This window comes from Novosphingobium sp. 9U (genome assembly GCF_902506425.1).
In the GTDB taxonomy this organism is placed as follows: Bacteria; Pseudomonadota; Alphaproteobacteria; order Sphingomonadales; family Sphingomonadaceae; genus Novosphingobium.
Map to the genome: position 1 here is coordinate 1,250,774 of NZ_LR732469.1, position 14,780 is coordinate 1,265,553.

The window sequence follows — 14,780 nt, forward strand, 5'->3', positions numbered from 1 at the left end:
CGATCCATGCGGGTTGCGCCCACGATCCATTCAGAAGGGTATTGCACGTGAACGAGTTGATCGGCCGCGTCTTCAGTTTCGAGAAGACCACTTTCCCCGCGAGCAGCGAACTGTTCAAGAAGCTCACCACCGAGGGCCAGGAGCCCAAGGCGCTGATGATCTCGTGCGCGGATTCGCGCATCGTGCCCGAGCAGATCATGCAGGCTGGCCCCGGCGACCTGTTCGTCTGCCGCAACGCGGGCAACATGGTCCCGCCCTATGCGACGCAGAACGGCGGCGTGACCTCGACGGTCGAGTACGCGGTCGTCGCGCTTGGCATCCGCGACATCATCGTGTGCGGCCACTCCGACTGCGGCGCGATGAAGGCGCTCAGCAATCCGGTCGGCCTCGATGGGATGCCCAATGTCGCGGCGTGGCTGAAGCACGGCAGTGCGGCGGAGAACGTCGTGACGACCTGCCAGCCGCACCTCAAGGACAGCGAGCGTGTTCGCGCGGTCAGCCTGGAGAACGTCAACGCGCAGCTCAACCATTTGCGCACGCACCCCTCCGTCGCCGCGGCCATGGCGCGCGGTGAGCTGGCGCTGCACGGCTGGTTCGTGGACATCCACGAGGGCCAGGTGCTGGCGCTCGACGGCGAGACGGGCGAGTTCGTGCCGCTGCGCGAAGACCGCGAACTGCCGGTTGCCATTCCCGCCCGCGCCCGCGCCGGCTACGCGATGCAAGAAGCCGCGGAATGACGTCTGCTCTTGCCAGCGGCCCCAACGCCAGCGGCGCAGTGGAGGGGCGAGCCGGCCCCTTCGCTCACCTGACGCGGGATTTCACCGCGTCGATCGTCGTCTTCCTGGTGGCGATGCCGCTGTGCATGGGCATTGCCATCGCCTCGGGCGTGCCGCCAGAGCGCGGCTTGGTAACCGGTATCATCGGCGGCATCGTCGTGGGTCTGCTGGCCGGCTCGCCCTTGCAGGTGAGCGGGCCTGCCGCCGGCCTGGCAGTGATCGTGTTCGAATTCGTGCGTGAGCACGGGATCGAGGCGTTGGGTCCGGTGCTGCTGCTCGCCGGTGTGCTGCAGCTCGTAGCCGGCGGGCTCAAGATGGGTGGCCTGTTCCGCGCAATCAGCCCTGCGGTGGTGCACGGCATGCTCGCCGGGATCGGCGCGCTGATCGTCATTGGCCAGTTCCACATCCTGTTCGACAAGAAGCCGATGTCGAGCGGGCTGCAGAACATGGCCGCTATGCCCGAGCGTGTGCTCGGCCTGAACTTCTCGGATGCAGCGGCAACAGAGCTGGCGCTTGGCCTGGGCGTACTGACCATCGTGGTCATGCTCGGCTGGGAGAAGCTGCGGCCCAAGTCGCTGTCGCTCGTTCCCGGTGCGCTCCTGGGCGTGCTCGCTGCGACGGCTGCTGCCTGGTCGCTGGGTCTGGGTGTGGCGCGGATCGAGGTGCCTGCCTCGCTCGCCGCTGCCTTCGCGCTGCCGACGAGTGCCGCCTGGTTTGCGCCTCTCGCCAATCCTTCGCTTCTGGTCGCGGCCCTGGCGATCGCCTTCATCGCCAGCGCAGAGACCTTGCTGTCCGCCGCCGCAGTTGATCGCATGCATGACGGCGTGCGCACCAACTACAACAAGGAACTGCGGGCGCAGGGCGTTGGCAACCTCTTGTGCGGAGCCTTCGGCGCGCTGCCGATGACCGGCGTCATCGTGCGCAGCTCGGCCAACGTGCAGGCGGGCGCCAAGACGCGCCTGTCGACGATCCTGCACGGCGTGTGGATCCTCGGCTTCGTGGCGCTGCTGCCCTGGATCCTGCGCGAAGTGCCAATGGCGGCGCTGGGCGGCGTGCTGGTCGTCACCGGTTGGCGGCTGGTCAGCCTCAAGCACGTGCAGCACTTGTTTAAGGCCCACGGTTACCTGCCGGCGGTGATCTGGGCAGTGACCTTCGTGCTGGTGGTGACCACCGACCTGCTCACCGGTGTGCTCGTCGGCCTCGCGCTCTCGCTGGTCGAAGTCCTGCCGCACTTGCGCGACATTCGCCTGCGCGTGCACGAGCACCAGGATGGCGAGGACACCCGCGTCGAGCTGAGCGGGGCGGCCACGTTCCTAGGGCTCACCCGGCTCAACGCCGTGCTGGAGAAGCAGCCGGCCGATCGCTCGGTGCACCTCGATCTCGGCAAGGTGAAGGCGATGGACCACACCACCGCAGAGACGCTGTCCGAGTGGATCAATCGTCGCCGCCACAGCGGCCGCGACGATCGCGTTACCGGGCCTGCAGAGGTCCTGCGTCCCCTTCCGGTCGCAGGCTGACAGGTTCTGGTCGCCGGCACCCTCACGCCGGACGGCCGCAAACTCCCGGGCGGAAGTCATCGCGACCTCCGCCCGGACCTTTGCGCCCTTTTCCGCAAATGCGATGCACGGCAACACTTCGTCATCGGCGCGCAAGCGTAGAGACAAGCTGCTGCTATATTAATGCCGCACTGCAGCGAAACGGGCCAGCCAAGCAGCCATGGCCCGGCGGTGCAGCGCAGGGCGGAACGCCACAAAGCAACATGAGGGTGTTCCAAGTATGAAAATGCGTCTTCTGGCCGGTGTGGCCGGCCTCGCTGCTGCGTTCCTCGCGTCCGCAAGTCCCGCTTTCGCGCAAGAAGAGCCCACGGGCCCGGTCACCGTAACGGGCAGCGTCGGCATCGTCAGCGAGTATCGTTTCCGCGGCGTTTCGCAGAGCGACAAGGAACTCGCCGTCCAGGGCGGCGTCACCGTCAGCCATGAGAGCGGCCTCTACGTCGGCACCTGGGGATCGAACCTGGCGGGCTGGGGCACCTTCGGCGGCGCCAACATGGAGCTGGACCTGATCGCCGGCTTTAAGACGCAGCTGGGCGAAGGCGCCACCCTGGACGTCGGCGCGACCTGGTACATGTACCCGGGCGGCTTCGACAACACCGACTTCATCGAACCCTACGCCAAGATCTCGGGCACCACGGGCCCGGTCTCGCTCACCGCGGGCGTCGCTTACGCGCCCAAGCAGGAAGCGCTGGGCGCCTGGTACGCGACCGGCCTTGACGCGGCCAACGGCGTCTACACCGATCCGGGCGACAAGAACGACAACCTCTACCTGTGGGGCGACGCTGCTGTCGGCGTTCCGAACACGGGCCTGACCGTCAAGGGCCACATCGGCTACTCGAACGGCAACAAGGGCCTGGGCCCGTTCGCCACCTCGGTCGCGCCCACCGGCGAGTACTGGGACTGGCTGATCGGCGCCGACTACGTCATCCCCGGCACGCCGCTGACGCTGGGTGTCGCCTATATTGACACCGACATCGGCAAGCGTGAAGCCGCCTACCTGCAGCCCAGCTTCTCGAAAGGCCAGGACGCCACCGGCCAGATCGCCGGATCGACGGTAGTGGCTTCGCTGACCGCAGCATTCTGACCTAAATCCTCTCCCCGCCGGGGAGAGGATACGCAGGCTTGGCAGTTTACTGCCTCGCCGAAGTTGGAAAGGGCAGCGGGCGCACGCAGCCCTTTCCATGTTGCGCTAGCTGCCCGCAGCAGCAAGCTTCGCTATCCTCCCCGGCGGGGAGAGGATCATCAAGAGCCAGGCGCGGCGATGTACTTGGTCTCGAGGAATCGCCCGCGCACCGCCAGCGCATCCAGATCGTTGCGCGACAGGTCGAGCGACATCGCCTCGATCTCCTTGGCGATCACGTGCAACCCTTCCGTGAGCTGCGCAGCAGGAGTGGAGCCTGCATGCTCCTGCGCCCGCAGCGACGAGGGGATGCGCGTGTAGCTGTTGACCAGCCCCGGCAGGTGCTCGGTCAGTAACTTGCGCACCTCGCGTGAGGCCGGAGCCGCGGGATCGAGCGTCTCCAGCTGCGGCGCGAGCTGCTCCAGCCGCACTCCAATAATGTCCACGGCATCGAGCGCGGGCGAGGGCAGGGCGTTACGCCGGCCCTCCAGCCACAACTCCGTCGTCGCGGCGAGTTCGCCCAGGTCGGCCTCTTCCAGGTCCTCGATCTTCGGCTTGGGGCTCGCCGGGTAGACCGCCAGCAGGCAGAACGCCACGAACGCTGACAACATCGCGAGCAGATAGAGGTTGTCGGGAAGCCCGCCCGGCATGATCAAGCCAACCGCGATTGTGACCAGCGCAATCGCGATCACCGCGCCGACGGCACGGCGCAGCCGGCGCATGCGCCACTCCCAGCGCTTCTGGCGCGCACGGCGCAGGCGTCCGGCGCGCTGCCGGCGTGCCTCGCGCAGCAAGGCGAGCGGAACGGGTCGACGGTCAATGGCCACGGCGGATCAGTCCAGAGCCTCGAGCAAACCCTTCTCGGCGCCCCCGCTGCGCACCTGCGTCGCACCGTCCGCCTGGCCTTGCGCGCGAGCGATGTAGGCCTTGGACTTGCCGACTTCACCCTCCAGCGCCGTCACCGTCTGCTTCATGCTGTCGAGCGCCTTGACCTTGAAGGTGTCGATCGAGTCCATCGTGTCGTAGATGTTCTGGAACGCGCGGCTCAGCGTCTCGAGCGGGATCGTCGCGCCCGCCGCCTGCTCGTGGATGCGCGCGGTGTTGTCCTTCAGCATCTGCCCGGTCGCGTCGATGATGTTGGCCGTCGTCGTGTTCAGCGCGGTGATCTGGTCGAGCACCAGCTTCTGGCTGGTCATCGCCTGCGCCACCGTGACCGCCGTGCGCAGCGCGCCGACGGTGGTGGTGCTCGCGCGGTCGACGCCCTTGATCAGCTCGACATTGTTCTTCTTCACCAGGTCGAGCGCGAGGTAGCCCTGCACCGAGACGGCCATCTGCGTAAGCAGGTCCTGCGTGCGCTGGCGGACGTAGAACAGCGCGGTCTCGCGCACCGCCTTGGCCTTGGCCGGATCGGTTGCATCGAGGTCGGCCGCGCGCTGCTCCAGCTCGGCGTCGAGCGCCTTGGACATGAAGATCATCTGCTCGAGACGCCCAAGCGCCTTCCACAGGTTCTGCCGCTCGACGTCGATCGCGGCATTGTCCATCAGCAGCTCGTCCTTGCCGCCCTGGAGCCGCGCGAGGATCGCGCTGATGTGGCTCTGCGCGCTCTGGTAGCTGTCGAAGTAGTTCTTCAGCTTGCTGCCGAACGGGATCACCCCGAACAGCTTGCGCGGCGCCAGCAGGTTGCCCTTTCGCGAGGGATCGAGGTCCTCCACGGTCCGGCGCAGTTCGGCCAAGTCGGCGCCGACGCCGCTGGTGCCGTCCATGGCGCGCACCGGGCGATCGAGAAAGCGGTTGGACTGGCCCGCGGCCGCCGCGATCTCGCGCCGGCCCATGTTGGTAATCTCGTCCACCCGCGCGCCGAACTCGGGCGAGTTGGCATCCTGCGCGACCAGCGCGTCGACGTACTCGGTCACGCGCACCTGCAGCTTGCTCTTCTGCTCGTCGGCCACGGGCACCAGCCCCGCCGCACGCTCGGGCGCGACGGCCGGGACTGGGTCGGGCGGCGTGAGCTTCAGCTCGTCCGCCACCGCCGTTTCAGTTGCCGCTGCCATGATCCGCTTGCACTCCCAAAAGGACACTTCGTGTGCCGGAGAATCTAGAGCGAGCGAGGCAAATCACAAGCGGTGTGCGCAAGCCATGCTCGCCGCGGATCGTAAGCGAGGTGGTGTTCGTCGATCATGCAGCGGCGCGGCAACTATTCGCGCGCTCGTGCATTGCGACGAACCGGGCGGCGGGCCGATCGTATTCTGTTGATCCAGCGAGGGTTTTGTGGCTTTATTCCGACGTATGAGAACCGGGCGGCGTGAACCTAAGTTTGTGAAGGATCGTGCAGTGCAGGCCGCTGCACTGGGTGCGCTGCTGCTCATGGCCGGCTTCGTCGTCGCCGGACCTAGCGGTTTCCTCGCCTGGAGCGAGAACGAGCACCTGCTGGTGCAGCAGCAGAAGCAGATCGAGCAGCTCAACTCAGAGCGCGATCACATGCGCAACCGGGTCAAGCTGCTCGACCCTGCGCATGCCGATCCCGATCTTGCCGGCGAATTGCTGCGCAGCAATCTCAACGTCGCGCATCCCGACGAAATGGTCATGCTGCTGCCCAAGCAGCCTTGAGGCAACGCTCCGAAGGACTGCCGACCGCCGCCTAGCGGCGAAAGTGCAATTCGACGGTTCCTCTGTGGTGCAGGCGACCCTATATCGCTAGCAGACTCACAGATAATCATGGACCTCACCATTGCCGAACGCTGAGCCGTCGCAGCCCGAGACGAACGAGCAGGATGAAGATTTCGCCCTGCGCAGCCTTGCCGAGGCGCATGCCGCCGACCGCCGCTACAAGGCGAGCAAGGAAGAGCTGCTGCATTTCTACGAGCAGATGCTGCTCATCCGCCGCTTCGAGGAAAAGGCGGGCCAACTCTATGGCCTGGGTCTGATCGGCGGCTTCTGCCACCTCTACATCGGCCAGGAAGCCGTCGCCGTCGGCCTGCAGTCGGCGCTGAAGGGTGGGCTGGACTCGGTGATCACCGGCTATCGCGACCACGGCCACATGCTCGCCTACGGCATCGATCCCAAGGTGATCATGGCCGAGCTGACCGGCCGCCACTCGGGCATCTCCAAGGGCAAGGGCGGCTCGATGCACATGTTCAGCGTCGAGCATGGCTTCTACGGCGGCCACGGCATCGTCGGCGCCCAGGTGCCGCTCGGATCCGGCCTGGCCTTCGCGCACAAGTATCGTGAGGATGGTGGCGTCTGCCTCGCCTACTTCGGCGATGGCGCGGCCAACCAGGGCCAGGTCTACGAAAGCTTCAACATGGCCTCGCTGTGGAAGCTGCCGATCATCTTCGTGATCGAGAATAACCAGTACGCCATGGGCACCGCGGTCAACCGCTCCTCGGCGGAGACGCACTTCTATCGTCGCGGCACCGCGTTCCGGATCCCCGGCATGCAGGTCGACGGCATGGACGTGCTCGAAGTGCGCAAGGCGGCAGAGATCGCGATCGAGCACGTGCGCGGCGGCAATGGCCCCGTGCTGATGGAGCTCAACACGTATCGTTACCGCGGCCACTCGATGTCCGACCCCGCCAAGTACCGCACGCGCGAGGAAGTCCAGGGCGTGCGCGAGAAACGTGACCCGATCGAGCATGCGAAAACCGAATTGATGGAAATGGGTGTGTCCGAAGCCAGCCTGAAGGAAATCGACAAGCGCGTGCGCACGGCCGTGGGCCAGGCGGCGGACTTCGCGGAAAGCTCGCCCGAGCCGGACGCGTCCGAACTCTACACCGACGTGCTGGTGGAGACGTACTGATGGGCGTGGAGATCAAGATGCCCGCGCTCTCGCCCACCATGGAAGAGGGCAAGCTCGCCAAGTGGCTGGTCAAGGAGGGCGACGAGGTCACCTCGGGCGACATCCTGGCCGAGATCGAGACCGACAAGGCCACCATGGAGTTCGAGGCGGTCGACGAAGGTACGGTCGGAAAGATCATGGTGGCCGAAGGTACCGAGGGCGTGAAGGTCGGCACCGTCATCGCAGTGATGGCAGGTGAAGGCGACGGTGCCGAAGCCGCGCCTGCTGCCGAAGGTCCGGACGAACAGCCTGCCCCTGCCAATATTGAGGACAAGGCGCCCAAGGCCGAGAAGCCTGAACAGCAGCTCAAGGCGGACGAGTCCAACGCCGACAAGGGTGACAGCAAGCTCGAGACCGGCACCACCCAGCTCGCTAGCGAGGTGAAGCCCGCCACCTCGGCCGAAGTCCCGCACGGCACCAACATGAAGTCGGCAACCGTGCGCGAGGCGCTGCGCGACGCCATGGCCGAGGAAATGCGCCGGGACGAGCGCGTGTTTGTCATGGGCGAGGAAGTTGCCGAGTACCAGGGCGCCTACAAGGTCACGCAAGGCCTGCTGGAAGAGTTCGGCCCCAAGCGCGTCATCGACACGCCGATCACGGAGTACGGTTTCGCCGGGATCGGCACCGGCGCTGCCATGGGCGGCCTGCGTCCGATCGTCGAGTTCATGACCTTCAACTTCGCCATGCAGGCGATTGATCACATCATCAACTCGGCGGCCAAGACCAACTACATGTCGGGTGGCCAGATGCGCTGCCCGGTGGTGTTCCGCGGTCCGAACGGCGCGGCGTCGCGCGTGGGCGCGCAGCACTCGCAGAACTATGGGCCATGGTACGCCTCGGTGCCGGGCCTGATCGTGATCGCGCCTTATGACGCCTCGGACGCGAAGGGCCTGCTCAAGGCGGCGATCCGCTCGGAGGACCCGGTCGTGTTCCTCGAGAACGAGCTGGTCTACGGCCGCGCGTTCGAACTGCCCGAGCATGACGACCACGTCCTGCCGATCGGCAAGGCGCGCGTCGTGCGCGAAGGCAAGGACGTGACGATCGTGTCCTACTCGATCGGCGTCGGCGTCAGCCTCGAAGCCGCCGAGCAGCTCGCGACCGAGGGAATCGAGGCCGAAGTGATCGATCTGCGCACGCTTCGCCCACTCGACAAGGACGCCGTGCTCGCCAGCCTCAAGAAGACCAACCGGCTCGTCGTCGCCGAAGAGGGCTTCCCGGTCTGCTCGATCGCCTCGGAAATCATCGCGATCTGCATGGAGGAGGGCTTCGACGACCTCGACGCCCCGGTCTTGCGCGTCAACAACGAGGACGTGCCGCTACCCTACGCCGCCAACCTGGAGAAGGCCGCGTTGATCGACGTGCCGCGCGTGGTCGAGGCGGTGAAAAAGGTCTGCTATCGCTGAGCCGGTCGGGCCGGCCGCCTCCCAAGAAGGCCGGTCCCACTTGGTTCATCAGACAATGGATCAGGACGATCCCCTCCTTGCCACGCTGCCAGCGGTGGCGCGATTGGCGCTGGTCTACGCGCCGGCGAGCGCGCGTGAACAGACGCTGGCGCTGCTCGCCCTCGACGCGCGCCTGGCCACGCTGATCCGCCGTTCAAACGAGCCGATGCTGGCGCAGCTGCGCCTGGCGTGGTGGAGGGAGTCGATCGGGCACGACCCGGCACATTGGCCGGAAGGTGAGCCGATCCTCGCCACCCTGCGCAGCTGGGGTGCCGACCACGCCCGGGCAACCGCGCTGGTGAATGCGTGGGAGGCGCTTACCGCACCTTCGCCGCTCGCGGCCGATGCGATGCTGGCCTTTGCCGACGGGCGCGGTGCGGCTGCCGCTGCCCTGGCGCAGGTCCTCGGCCGGTCGAATGAGGCGGAGCCTGCACGGCAGCTCGGCCGCATCTGGGCTCTCGAGGATCTTGCGATGCGGCTCGGACGCGAGGAGGAACGTGCGACGGCGGCCCGCCTCGCGGCCGAGCGACCCGGCAAGCTGCCTCGCGTCAGCCGCCCCTTGCGGCCTTTGCGCGTGCTCGCTGGCTTGGCGCGGCGACGCCGGCGGGCTGGGTCGGAGGAGGGCGCATCCTCGCCGGCAGCGATGCTCGAGGCGCTCAAGCTGGGATTGCTGGGGCTTTAACCGCCTGCTACCTCCGCGGGGCAGGGGGGCAAGTCATTGAAACGCATCGTACTGGGCGCGGCAGCCGCGCTGTTGTTCGTCGCCGCAGGATTGTTCTGGATGCAGGGCCGCGCCGAAGTGGAGCGGGGCGCGCCGCCGCCGATCCCGAACGCGCCAGCCAAGAGTGTGCCCGAGGCTCTACCCAGTGCCGATGTCGCAGGCCTTCGCGGTCCTGCGCCGCCCGAAGCGATCGAACTCACCAACGAGCAGAAGCGCTTCTCGCGCTACGACCGCAACAGCGACGGCCGGATCACGCGCACGGAGCTGCTGTCCACGCGCACCGCGGCCTTCCGCAAGCTCGACAAGGACGGCAACAACCTGCTGACGTTCGAGGAGTGGGCCGCCGCGACGGTCGACAAGTTCGGCCAGGCCGATGCCGACCATGACCTTGCGCTGACGCCAGCGGAATTTCGCACCACGGCGCCGCCGGTCCGGCCCAAGCCCAAGTGCGGGTGCTGACATTGACCCGGACTTGCTCCGGGTCCGGTTTCGGCATTGCTGAACTTCTCGGAGCGTCGCCGCCAGCTCGCGTCGTTACGAAACCGGACCCGGGTCAAGCCCGGGTCGACGTGATCCACGAACCCAAGTCCGCCTTCGCCCTCGCGGTGTAAGCCTCCTTGCGCTGCTTCTTCTTGACCTCGTGCAGCGGCGGAAAGAGGCCGAAGTTAACGTTCATCGGCTGATAGCTCTCCGCTTCCGCATCGCCTGTGATGTGCGAGAGCAGGGCGCCCAGCGCGGTGGTGCGGGGAGGCGATGACCAGAATTCGCCGGTGATCTCCGCGGCCGCCATCAGGCCCGCGACAAGCCCGACCGCTGCGCTTTCGACATAGCCCTCGCAGCCGGTGATCTGCCCGGCGAAGCGCACGTGCGGCGCGGTCTTCAGCCGCAGCTGGCGATCCAGCAGCACCGGCGAGTTCAGGAACGTGTTGCGGTGCAGGCCGCCGAGCCTTGCGAATTCCGCGTTTTCCAGGCCGGGAATGGTGCGGAACAGGCGAACCTGCTCGGCGTGCTTCAGCTTGGTCTGGAAGCCGACCATGTTCCAGATCGTGCCCAGCTTGTTGTCCTGCCGCAGCTGGACGACCGCATGCGGCCAACGTCCAGTGCGCGGATTGTCGAGGCCGACCGGCTTCATTGGGCCGAACCGGAGCGTGTCGAGCCCGCGCTCGGCCATGACTTCGATGGGCATGCAGCCATCGAAGTAAGGCGTGTTCGCCTCCCACTCCTTGAACGCGGTCTTCTCGCCCGCCATCAGGCCGGCGTGGAAGGCAAGGTACTGCTCCTTGTCCATCGGACAGTTGATGTAGTCCTTGGTCTCACCCTTGTCCCAGCGCGAGGCCATCCAGCACACGTCCATGTCGATGCTGTCGCGGTAGACGATTGGCGCAATCGCATCGAAGAACGCGAGGCTGTCGGCGCCAGTTGCGGCGCCGATGCTCTCGGCCAGGCTTGCGGCGGTGAGTGGGCCACTGGCGACGATCGCCAGTCCGCTGTCGGGCAGCACGTCTACGCGCTCGCGCACGATCTCCAGCGTCGGCTGTGCCGCCAGCGCGGCTTCTACCTCGGCGGAGAAGACGTCGCGGTCTACGGCCAGTGCCGATCCGGCAGGCACTTGCGCCTTGGCGGCGGCAGCCATCACCAGCGAATCCAGCTGGCGCATTTCGTGGTGCAGCAGCCCAACGGCGTTTTTCCCGTCGTCGTCCGAGCGGAACGAGTTCGAACAGACCAGCTCGGCCAAGGCATCGGTCTGGTGGGCTGGCGAGCGCTCGCCAGTTCCGCGCATTTCGGAAAGGCGGACGCGTACGCCCCGGCGCGCGAGCTGCCAGGCCGCTTCACTGCCAGCCAGGCCGCCGCCGATGATGTGGACTTGATGGGTCATCTTCAATTCAGCAACAGTGGATCACAACATCACCGTTCGTGTCGAGCGGATGCGGGATCATCCCGTGACCGGCAGCCGCACCTTGCCGTCCTCGGTGCGTTCCAGCGCGCTGTAGGCCACCACCGCAGAAAGCGGCAACGCGGCGTAGATATGCGGGAACAGGGCACCGCCACGCGAGGGCTCCCAATTCACCGCCTCGCCTAGTGCGTCCAGATCCACGGCCGCGATGTGCAGGTCCGACTGCCCGGCGAAGTGCTTGTCGACCGTCTCGTCGAGTTGGTCCGCGGTCGACAGGTGGATGTAGCCATCGGCGAGGTCGACAGGCGCACCGGCGAACGTGCCGTCCGCCTCCAGCTGCGCCATCTGCTCGGCGGTGAGCACCTTATAAGCGATCAGAGGCAGGCTCATGCGTCGTCCTCGTCTCTGGCGTCATCATCGTTCGGGTCGAGGTCGTCACGGTCGATCTCGGTCGGGATCGCGACCTCATCGGCGTTGCGTGCGATCATCTCCTCGACGATCGCCTCCTCGGCTTCGTTCTCGGGCTCGGCAGTGTCGTCGATGCGCACCGCGCTGACGACGTGCTCGTTCTTGCCCACGTCGAACAGCTTCACGCCGGCACTGTTGCGACCGATGACGCGCAGCGAGTCGAGCCCGATGCGGATCAGCTTGGCTTGGTCGGTGACGAGCATCAGCTGGTCGGCCTTGGTCGCGGCGAAGCTTGCGACGACCGGACCATTGCGGCCGATGTTGTCGATATTGGTGATGCCCTGGCCGCCACGGCCGGTGCGGCGGTACTCGTAAGCCGAGGACAGCTTGCCGTAGCCGTTGGCGCAGACGGTGAGAATGAACTGCTCTCCCAGCGCCAGCTCGGCATAGCGATCGGCTTCCAATTCGTGCTCGCCTTCACGTTCGGCTTTCCACGGCGCGAAACGCAAGTATGTCTCACGCTCCTCCGCGCTGGTGCCGACGCGGTGCAGGATGGAGAGGGAGACGACCTCGTCGTCCGCCTTCAGCGTCATGCCACGCACGCCGGTCGAGGTGCGGCTCTGGAACTCGCGCACGTCGTCGCCGGCAAAGCGGATGGCCTTGCCTTGGCGCGTGGCGAGCAGCACGTCGTCCTCGGCCCCGAGCAGCGCGACGCCGATCAGGCGATCCTCGCTGCCATCCTCGAAGCGCATGGCGAACTTGCCGTTGCTCGGGATGTTGGCGAACGCGTCCATGGCGTTGCGGCGCACGTTGCCCTTGGCCGTGGCGAACACCACGTGGAGCGCACCCCAGGTGCCTTCGTCCTCGGGCAGCGGCAGCACCGTGGCGATCGTCTCGTCCTTGTCGAGGGCGGGCAGCAGGTTGACGATCGGGCGGCCGCGCGTGGTCGGTCCGCCTTCCGGCAGCTTCCACACCTTCAGGCGATAGACCTTGCCGCTGGTCGAGAAGAACAGCACCGGGTTGTGCGTCGACGTGACGAACATCTCGGAGACGACATCCTCGTCCTTGGTCGCCATGCCGGCGCGGCCTTTGCCGCCGCGGTTCTGGGCGCGGAAGGTCGAGAGCGGCGTACGCTTGATGTAACCGTCCATGGTGACGGTGACGACCATGTCGTCGCGCTCGATCAGGTCCTCGTCGTCGATGCCATCGGCGGCGGCGACGATCTCGGACAGGCGCGGCGTGGCGAACGGGCGCACCGCCTCCAGCTCCTCGCGCATGACGGCATAGAGCTTCACCCGATCGGCCAGGATCGCGAGGTACTCCGCGATCTTGACCGCCAGTTCCTTGAGCTCGTCGCCGATCTCGTCGCGGCCCAGCGCGGTCAGGCGATGGAGGCGCAAGTCGAGGATGGCGCGAACCTGGATCTCGGACAGTCGATAGGTGCCGCCGCTTTCCTCGGCGCTCGGCTCGATCGCCTCGACCAGGCGGATGTAGGGCGCGATATCGCCGATCGGCCACTCGCGCGCCATCAGCTTGGCGCGGGCCTCGGCCGGGTTGGGCGAGCCGCGGATGATCCGCACGACTTCGTCAAGGTTCGAAACCGCGACGACCAGGCCAAGCAAGATGTGCGCCCGGTCCCGCGCCTTGTTCAGCTCGAACTTGGTGCGGCGGGTGATGACCTCTTCGCGGAACTGGATGAAGGCCTGGATGATGTCGCGCAGCGACAGCGTTTCGGGCCGGCCGCCGCGGATCGCCAGCATGTTGGCCGGAAAGCTCGACTGCGCGGGTGTGTGCCGCCAGAGCTGGTTGAGCACTACTTCGGGAGTCGCGTCTCGCTTGAGGTCGATGACCACGCGCACGCCGAGCCGGTTGGACTCGTCGCGGATATCGGCGATGCCTTCGATCCGCTTTTCCTTGGCCGCGTCTGCGATCTTCTCGACCAAGCCGGACTTGCCGACCTGGAACGGGATCGAGGTGAGCACGATCGAGCGCGCCCCGCGACTGGCGCCGCGACCGTCCTCGATCTCGTAGCGGCAGCGCATGATGATCGAGCCACGGCCTGTCAGGTAGGCGGAACGTGCGCCGGCCTTGCCCAGGATCAGTGGCGCGGTCGGGAAGTCGGGCCCGGGGATGATCTCGAGCAATTCCTCGGCGCTGATCGCGGGGTTGTCGATGTAGGCCAGACAACCGTCGAGCACTTCGCCCAGATTGTGCGGCGGAATGTTGGTCGCCATGCCGACAGCGATGCCGCCGGCGCCGTTGACCAAAAGGTTCGGGAAACGGGCAGGCAGGACCTGCGGCTCCTGGCGGGAGCCGTCGTAGTTGTCCTGGAAGTTGACCGTGTCCTTGTCGAGGTCGTCCAGCAGGAAGTTGGCGACGCGAGCCAGGCGCGCCTCGGTGTACCGCATCGAGGCCGGCGGATCCGGGTCCATCGAGCCGAAGTTGCCCTGGCCGTCGACCAGCGGGACGCGCATCGACCAGTCCTGCGTCATGCGCGCGAGGGCATCGTAGATCGAGCTGTCGCCGTGCGGATGGTAGTTACCCATCACGTCGCCAACGATCTTGGCGGACTTGCGGTACGGCCGGCCGGCGACGAAGCCGCCTTCTTGGCTGGCGAAGAGGATGCGGCGATGGACCGGCTTCAAGCCGTCGCGCACGTCGGGCAGGGCGCGCGCCACGATCACGCTCATGGCGTAATCGAGGTAGCTGTTCTTCATCTCGTCGACGATGTCGACGCGGGTGTAGTCGCCCGACGGGCCTTGCGGGTCCAGAATCTCGGTGTCGTCGCTCACGCGCTACTTATCGTTTCACTGTTGGCGGGGATGTGCGAACCCTGGCCCTAGGGCAAGCTGCGCAGGAATGCCAGTCACGCGGCCGTCGGCAGCGCCGGTGCCGACTGTTTTCCACACTTCGTAGCTGCGCCCGCGCGAACGCGCAGCTGCGCACATGCGAGCCTTTGTCATGCAACAAATCGCATTCAATCCGCGTTCACCGGGCGCGCTCTAGCTGGGGCGAACGGTTGCCAAGGCGT

Annotated in this window: 13 protein-coding genes; 8 read left to right on the top strand and 5 right to left on the bottom strand. The window is 66.5% G+C overall.

The genetic code is table 11. The annotated features are described in order from the left end of the window. Window positions 1-47: 47 nt before the first annotated feature. From GV044_RS05660 to GV044_RS05670, 3 genes are all read left to right on the top strand, one after another. Window positions 48-737 (top strand): carbonic anhydrase, encoded by a 690-nt coding sequence (locus tag GV044_RS05660; RefSeq protein WP_159866585.1) that lies wholly within the window; start codon window positions 48-50, stop codon window positions 735-737. Continuing rightward, on the top strand, window positions 734-2,293 hold the full coding sequence (locus GV044_RS05665) for a SulP family inorganic anion transporter (RefSeq protein WP_159866588.1): 1,560 nt from the start codon (window positions 734-736) through the stop codon (window positions 2,291-2,293). Before GV044_RS05660 ends, GV044_RS05665 begins: the two co-directional genes overlap by 4 nt. A 259-nt stretch (window positions 2,294-2,552) precedes the next feature. Further along, window positions 2,553-3,413 (top strand): TorF family putative porin, encoded by an 861-nt coding sequence (locus GV044_RS05670; protein WP_159866591.1) that lies wholly within the window; start codon window positions 2,553-2,555, stop codon window positions 3,411-3,413. A 158-nt stretch (window positions 3,414-3,571) separates the two neighbouring features. Here GV044_RS05670 and GV044_RS05675 read toward each other — a convergent pair whose 3' ends face one another. After that, a complete protein-coding gene (locus tag GV044_RS05675) occupies window positions 3,572-4,276 on the bottom strand; it encodes a hypothetical protein (protein WP_201299018.1) in 705 nt (234 codons plus the stop codon). Window positions 4,277-4,282: 6 nt separating this feature from the next. After that, the gene (locus GV044_RS05680) at window positions 4,283-5,500 is read right to left on the bottom strand and encodes a toxic anion resistance protein (RefSeq protein ID WP_159866593.1); all 1,218 of its coding nucleotides are present in this window, start codon (window positions 5,498-5,500) and stop codon (window positions 4,283-4,285) included. A 280-nt stretch (window positions 5,501-5,780) separates the two neighbouring features. Here GV044_RS05680 and GV044_RS05685 point away from each other — a divergent pair, with 280 nt between their 5' ends. From GV044_RS05685 to GV044_RS05705, 5 genes are all read left to right on the top strand, one after another. Then, the gene (locus GV044_RS05685; protein ID WP_371741575.1) at window positions 5,781-6,056 is read left to right on the top strand and encodes a septum formation initiator family protein; all 276 of its coding nucleotides are present in this window, start codon (window positions 5,781-5,783) and stop codon (window positions 6,054-6,056) included. A gap of 121 nt (window positions 6,057-6,177) precedes the next feature. Beyond that, entirely contained in the window at window positions 6,178-7,245 is a 1,068-nt protein-coding gene (pdhA, locus tag GV044_RS05690; RefSeq protein WP_159866596.1) for a pyruvate dehydrogenase (acetyl-transferring) E1 component subunit alpha, read from the top strand. Further along, entirely contained in the window at window positions 7,245-8,687 is a 1,443-nt protein-coding gene (locus tag GV044_RS05695) for a pyruvate dehydrogenase complex E1 component subunit beta (RefSeq protein WP_159866599.1), read from the top strand. The genes pdhA and GV044_RS05695 overlap by 1 nt, the downstream gene beginning before the upstream one ends. A 40-nt stretch (window positions 8,688-8,727) precedes the next feature. Continuing rightward, on the top strand, window positions 8,728-9,408 hold the full coding sequence (locus GV044_RS05700; RefSeq protein ID WP_236554729.1) for a hypothetical protein: 681 nt from the start codon (window positions 8,728-8,730) through the stop codon (window positions 9,406-9,408). A 36-nt stretch (window positions 9,409-9,444) separates the two neighbouring features. Next, window positions 9,445-9,906, top strand: a complete 462-nt coding sequence (locus GV044_RS05705) for an EF-hand domain-containing protein (protein ID WP_236554731.1) — start codon at window positions 9,445-9,447, stop codon at window positions 9,904-9,906. Window positions 9,907-10,000: 94 nt separating this feature from the next. Here the strand turns inward: GV044_RS05705 and trmFO are convergent, their stop codons facing one another. The 3 genes from trmFO to gyrA are packed head-to-tail and all read right to left on the bottom strand — an operon-like array spanning window position 10,001 to window position 14,541. After that, the gene (gene trmFO, locus GV044_RS05710) at window positions 10,001-11,323 is read right to left on the bottom strand and encodes a methylenetetrahydrofolate--tRNA-(uracil(54)-C(5))-methyltransferase (FADH(2)-oxidizing) TrmFO (RefSeq protein WP_159866602.1); all 1,323 of its coding nucleotides are present in this window, start codon (window positions 11,321-11,323) and stop codon (window positions 10,001-10,003) included. A 57-nt stretch (window positions 11,324-11,380) separates the two neighbouring features. Continuing rightward, the gene (locus GV044_RS05715) at window positions 11,381-11,731 is read right to left on the bottom strand and encodes a DUF952 domain-containing protein (RefSeq protein ID WP_159866605.1); all 351 of its coding nucleotides are present in this window, start codon (window positions 11,729-11,731) and stop codon (window positions 11,381-11,383) included. Further along, entirely contained in the window at window positions 11,728-14,541 is a 2,814-nt protein-coding gene (gene gyrA / locus GV044_RS05720) for a DNA gyrase subunit A (RefSeq protein ID WP_159866608.1), read from the bottom strand. Before gyrA ends, GV044_RS05715 begins: the two co-directional genes overlap by 4 nt. Window positions 14,542-14,780 lie beyond the last annotated feature (239 nt).

Coding starts and splice junctions, on each gene's coding strand:
- GV044_RS05695 (WP_159866599.1), top strand. CDS start 7,245: ATGGGCGTGGAGATCAAGATGCCCGCGCTCTCGCCCACCATGGAAGAG.
- trmFO (WP_159866602.1), bottom strand. CDS start 11,323: ATGACCCATCAAGTCCACATCATCGGCGGCGGCCTGGCTGGCAGTGAA.
- GV044_RS05670 (WP_159866591.1), top strand. CDS start 2,553: ATGAAAATGCGTCTTCTGGCCGGTGTGGCCGGCCTCGCTGCTGCGTTC.
- GV044_RS05665 (WP_159866588.1), top strand. CDS start 734: ATGACGTCTGCTCTTGCCAGCGGCCCCAACGCCAGCGGCGCAGTGGAG.
- GV044_RS05680 (WP_159866593.1), bottom strand. CDS start 5,500: ATGGCAGCGGCAACTGAAACGGCGGTGGCGGACGAGCTGAAGCTCACG.
- GV044_RS05715 (WP_159866605.1), bottom strand. CDS start 11,731: ATGAGCCTGCCTCTGATCGCTTATAAGGTGCTCACCGCCGAGCAGATG.